Genomic DNA, 4,702 nt, shown 5'->3' on the forward strand with positions numbered 1-4,702 from the left:
ACCGCAGACTCCCGCCCACGACCAGGACGAGCACCCCGGACAACCGTCACGCCAGCCCCTCCGACCAGCATGTTCGAAGATGGCGAAGGCTCATTAGGCCGCGTGCCGTATCTTCCGCGGGCTGCACGACCAGGAAGTACCGGATGGGGAGGAAGAAGTTGCTGCTGATCGGCGACGACTGGGCCGAGGACCACCGCGACGTCGAGATCCAGGACGCCACCGGCCGCCGCCTCGCAACCGCGAGGCTGCCCGAGGGCGCGGAGGGGATCGCCAGGTTCCACGAGGTCGTGGCCAAACACGCCGATGAGGAGCCCGACCCGGCCGATGTGTTCGTCGGGATCGAGACGGACCGCGACACCTGGGTGCAGGCCCTGATCGCCGCCGGTTACCAGGTCTACGCGATCAACCCCAGGCAGGTCGCCCGCTTCAAGGAGCGGTACGGCACCTCCGGTGCCAAGAGCGACAAGGGCGACGCCCACGCGCTGGCCGACATGGTCCGCATCGACCGCGACCAACTGCGGCCGATCGCGGGCGACAGCGACCAGGTCCAGGCCGTCAAGGTCGTCGCCCGGGCCCACCAGACCCTGATCTGGGAGCGCACCCGCACCTTCCAGCGGCTTCGCAACACGTTGCGCGAGTACTTCCCCGCCGCTCTGAACGCCTACGCGAGCCTGGAGCTGACCAGCACCGACGCGCTGGAACTGCTGATCAAGGCGCCCACGCCGCAGGCAGCGACGAAGCTGACCCGCACCCAGATCGCCGCGGTCCTGGCCCGGGCCCGGCGACACAACCGGGACCAGAAGGCCGGGGCGATCCAGGCCGCGCTGCGCGAGAAGCAGCTGGAGCTGCCAGGGCCGGTGGCCGCCGCCTACGCGGCCGCCACGACCGCCCACGCCCGTCTCCTGATCGCGCTGAACGAGCAGATAGCCACGATGGAAGAGCAGGTGAAGGCGCATTTTCTCGCGCACCCGGACGCTGAGATCTACCTCTCGATGCCCGGCATCGGGGAGATCACCGGCGCCCGGGTGCTCGCCGAGTTCGGGGACGACCCCACCCGCTACAGCTCCGCCAAGGCCCGCAAGAACTACGCCGGAACCAGCCCCGTCACCCGAGCCTCCGGCAAGAGCCATAACGTCCAGGCCCGCTACGTGCGCAACAACCGGCTCGCCGACGCTCTCCAGCGCCCGGCATCCTCCGCCCTGCGCGCCTCACCCGGCGCCCGCCGCTACTACGACAAGCAGCGCGCCCGGGAAGCCGGCTACAACTCCGCCCTCCGCCAGGTCGGTAACCGGCTCGTCGGCATCCTCCACGGTTGCCTCAAGACCCGCACCCACTACGACGAAGCGATCGCCTGGTCGCATCACGCCCAACTCCCTGCCGCTTGACCTCAAACGTCATGGGGTGTCTGACCAGCCGGTCTACATGATCGCCGGGACTTTGAAACACCCCTGCCTCGTGCGGACGGTCAGGCGTGGCTCACAAAAAATCCAGTACCGGCCGTAGCTCATCGACGGCCGCCTGGCTGCGACCGGACTGATCGCCGACATCGCCAGTTCAACCCGGTAAGTAGGAAATTCTAATCGAGGGTCTTTAGATTAGTGGCGATACTTTCAACGACGCTGCGCGTGACGTCGGTTTCACCCGCGCCTATGACTTGCTGATAGAAGGTGCGGTCGGCGATGGGAAGATGCAGGACGCTGAGGTGGATGTCGTCCTTGTTGCCAGCGACCTCATCTTGCGTAACCTTGACGTCCGTGAGCCCATTTTCCTCCAAGAGGTTCCCTATAATTCCTTTCAACTCCTCAATTCCATCACCCAAGTGGTCGCTGAGCGTCATCTGGCGCGTTTGGATCCACAAGAATGCCATCACAACACCCCACTAAGAGTGTGAGCCAATTATTTCGTACACAAACGGGCAGGGAGATGATCGGCGCCAAGTCAAGGCGCCCCATGTGCAGTCTTTTGTCGAGTCGAGAACGCTTTCGAGTTCCCGCACATGGCCGTTGTATCCGTTGTGCGCGCCCTCATCTCAATGAGAGCACCGTCGAAGGCTCTAAGCAATCGGTGTCGGAGCCGATGTGATCTCGGCGCACTCAGGTCCTGTAGCCGTTCGGCGTCTGGGATGGTGGGCGAATCAACTTTCAAGAAGGTTGGAAGTTTATTTAGACTCAGTCCGCTCCCGCCTCGTCGTCCCCGTCCGTGTCCGTCGAGCGGGCCACCGACCAGCTCGCGGTAGTCGTGCCCAGGCTGGGGTCGTCGTGATCAGCTCCGTAAACCCGGCCTCGCAGCAGTGCCTCGTCGTCCATGGTGGTCAGCTTTCCAGCCCGCACCGACACCACGCCGGCCAGTCGGCGGTGGCGGGTCACCACCAAGCCGGTTCGGGGACGGTGTCCTGGCCGTCGTCGTGGCCGTGGTCGGCGCTGTGGCGGCCGGCCTCCAAGGCCTGGGTCTCGTCGCGGAGCAGCTCGGTGATCCAGTCGGCGACGCCGGCGGGGATGCGGAGAGTGCGCTGTTCGAGTTCGTAGGGGGTGCCGATGGTCAGCCAGACGTCGGCGCCTGCGCCGGGGGCGGGGGCAGCCTGGGCGAAGCCTTCGAGGGCGTCGGCGAGGTCGGCGGCAGCGCCCTCGCTGTCGGTGCCGGTGTTCACCAGCGTGCCGGGCCGTCGGGGTCAACTCCCGTTCAACCGGCACCCCTCAAGATCGGAGCGATACCAGTCGCTCAGGGCTGGCCCACAGTGTCAGCTGCATGCTCCTTGAGGAATGCGCCCGCATGGGCTGCGGCTTCCTCCGCGGTCGCGTAGCACGCCCCGTCGCCGGCCGCACCAAATGCTCCGTCTGCGCCCTCGCCCGTCCAGCTCCAGCCGCCGGATGGCGCCTGGACCAGTTCGGCAGTCCCGCCGAAGATTTCAAGGTTGGTCGGGCGCGCTGTCGGAAGCGCCGGGCGGGTGATGGCGTCGGGCCACTTCTTGCGGGCGCCCTGACGGGTGATGCCCCACACGGCTCCCAACTGCTCGTAACTTGCCCCATAGGAGCCGGCCGTCGCTGCCGCGTTCGCGGTCAGTCGCTTGACCTCCGCGTCCACCGCTCTCCAAGCGGCAAGGACCGACAGGGCCACCGCTACGGGGTCCGCGTCCCACATGCGGTCCGCGGAAAGCCCGGTCTCTCGAGAGCGAATGGCCGAGGCCAATGGGTTCAAGGCCTCATACAGAGCCTTGTCGAGTTCTACCTGTTCTTCTCGGGTGATCTCAGGCAGCATCATGCGACAACTATAGTTCACGACTCCAGGGATGACAACTATAGTTACCATCTGGCGATGTGATCGCGCCCCCGCTCGGCCTAGATCTGCTGCTGCCCGAGGCCTTGCCGAAGCGCCTGATCAAGACTCACGTTCGATCAGCACCGCCCAAGATCGGAACGACAACAACCACTGAGCTTGTTGTTTAACCTCGCAGGTCACCCAACCTGCTGATCTGCGGTTCTTCGCGAGACAGCAGAGGCGGCCGCCCCTCACGCTTCGAGATGTCGAGTAACGAAGCTGAAGGAACGGCCGCTGGTGACGAGTCTCCCTGTGCAACTGCCCGCCGTCGAGCAGTGGGGTGTGCTGTCCCGCTTTCGGATGGACTTCTACGAGTGCCTGTACACGCGTGCGGACGTGCTCTTCGAGCTCACCGACGCGCTGCTGTGCACGGACGGGCCGGTCAGGACGCTGGTGGACCTGTCGCTGGCGGCCGAGCATCGGCGTGGGCACGGCGCGATGTACGCCGCGCTGGACCGGGGCTGGCTCGAGCCCGCCCGACTGCGCCGCGCGCTGGCTGCCCTTCCGATACCCCGTCTCGCTGACGGGCGCATCGCCCTGGCCGTCGATGTCTCTAACTGGCTCCGCCCCGACGCGCCGACCAGCGATGACCGCCTGTTCTGCCATGTCTACGGGCGCGGCCGCAGCGCGGACCAGCTGATCCCCGGCTGGCCCTACTCCTTCGTACTGAAGTTGAATCCGTGATGTCGCTCGGATGGGTGAAGCAATAGCGTTCGCCTGCCGGCGGAGGGTTGGCCCCGGTAGTCATGTGCTGTGAGGTATGCACAGGGCGGCGGTCTGACCGACGCGGAGAGAGCCGCGCGGGAGCGGATCCGGCAGCAGGCGGTGGAACGTTTCGAGACCGGGGAGAAGAGCCGGGACATCGCGGCCGCGCTGCGGGTGAGTGTGCGCTCGGTGGAGCGCTGGCGCCGGCAGTGGCGCGAGGGCGGCGCAACGGGAATCGCCTCGAAGGGCTCGCCCGGTCGTCCGAAGCTGTCCGATGCCCAGATCACCCGGCTGGAACGGGAGTTGGAGCGTGGGCCGCTGGTCCACGGGTGGGCGGACCAGCGGTGGACACTCGCGCGGGTGAAGACGTTGATCGGCCGCCTGTTCCACGTGAGCTACACGGTGGAGGGGACCTGGCAGTTGCTGAAGCGGCACGGTTGGTCCTGGCAGCAGCCGGCCCGCCGGGCGATCGAGCGTGATGACGCGGCCGTCGAGTTGTGGAAGAAGGAGACGTGGCCGCGGGTAAAAGCGTCGCGGCGGCCCGCGGGGCCTGGCTCGTCTTCGAGGACGAAGCCGGGCAGTCGATGGGTTCAGTCAAGATTTTCGTGATGCGGTGACGGAGCGTCATGCTGATCAGCTGACGTGCTCTGCCCGTACTCCGGTGCGCTGGTGACGCGCCGGT

The 4,702-nt window shown here is 66.4% G+C and carries 5 protein-coding genes and 2 pseudogenes; 3 read left to right on the forward strand and 4 right to left on the reverse strand.

Features of this window, described 5'->3' with window-relative positions; genetic code table 11:
- Positions 1–158: 158 nt before the first annotated feature.
- Entirely contained in the window at positions 159–1,385 is a 1,227-nt protein-coding gene (locus ACZ51D_RS43410; RefSeq protein ID WP_465665828.1) for an IS110 family RNA-guided transposase, read from the forward strand.
- Between the two features lie 191 nt (positions 1,386–1,576).
- Here ACZ51D_RS43410 and ACZ51D_RS43415 read toward each other — a convergent pair whose 3' ends face one another.
- The 4 genes from ACZ51D_RS43415 to ACZ51D_RS43430 form a co-directional block, all read right to left on the reverse strand.
- Complete coding sequence (locus tag ACZ51D_RS43415; protein ID WP_465665825.1) at positions 1,577–1,867, reverse strand: hypothetical protein; 291 nt, start codon at positions 1,865–1,867, stop codon at positions 1,577–1,579.
- Between the two features lie 301 nt (positions 1,868–2,168).
- Positions 2,169–2,366, reverse strand: coding sequence for a hypothetical protein (locus ACZ51D_RS43420; protein ID WP_465665830.1), 198 nt, complete (start codon positions 2,364–2,366; stop codon positions 2,169–2,171).
- Entirely contained in the window at positions 2,363–2,647 is a 285-nt protein-coding gene (locus tag ACZ51D_RS43425) for a hypothetical protein (protein WP_465665826.1), read from the reverse strand. The genes ACZ51D_RS43420 and ACZ51D_RS43425 overlap by 4 nt, the downstream gene beginning before the upstream one ends.
- Positions 2,648–2,718: 71 nt before the next feature.
- On the reverse strand, positions 2,719–3,258 hold the full coding sequence (locus ACZ51D_RS43430) for a hypothetical protein (RefSeq protein WP_465626820.1): 540 nt from the start codon (positions 3,256–3,258) through the stop codon (positions 2,719–2,721).
- 357 nt (positions 3,259–3,615) lie between these two features.
- Here ACZ51D_RS43430 and ACZ51D_RS43435 point away from each other — a divergent pair.
- Positions 3,616–3,990 (forward strand): annotated as a pseudogene (locus ACZ51D_RS43435) (transposase); the annotation flags it as partial.
- A 78-nt stretch (positions 3,991–4,068) separates the two neighbouring features.
- Positions 4,069–4,607 (forward strand): annotated as a pseudogene (locus ACZ51D_RS43440) (winged helix-turn-helix domain-containing protein); the annotation flags it as partial.
- Between the last annotated feature and the right edge of the window lie 95 nt (positions 4,608–4,702).

It is taken from the genome of Kitasatospora sp. NPDC033851 (assembly GCF_055576085.1).

Coding starts and splice junctions, on each gene's coding strand:
- ACZ51D_RS43415 (WP_465665825.1), bottom strand. CDS start 1,867: ATGGCATTCTTGTGGATCCAAACGCGCCAGATGACGCTCAGCGACCAC.
- ACZ51D_RS43430 (WP_465626820.1), bottom strand. CDS start 3,258: ATGATGCTGCCTGAGATCACCCGAGAAGAACAGGTAGAACTCGACAAG.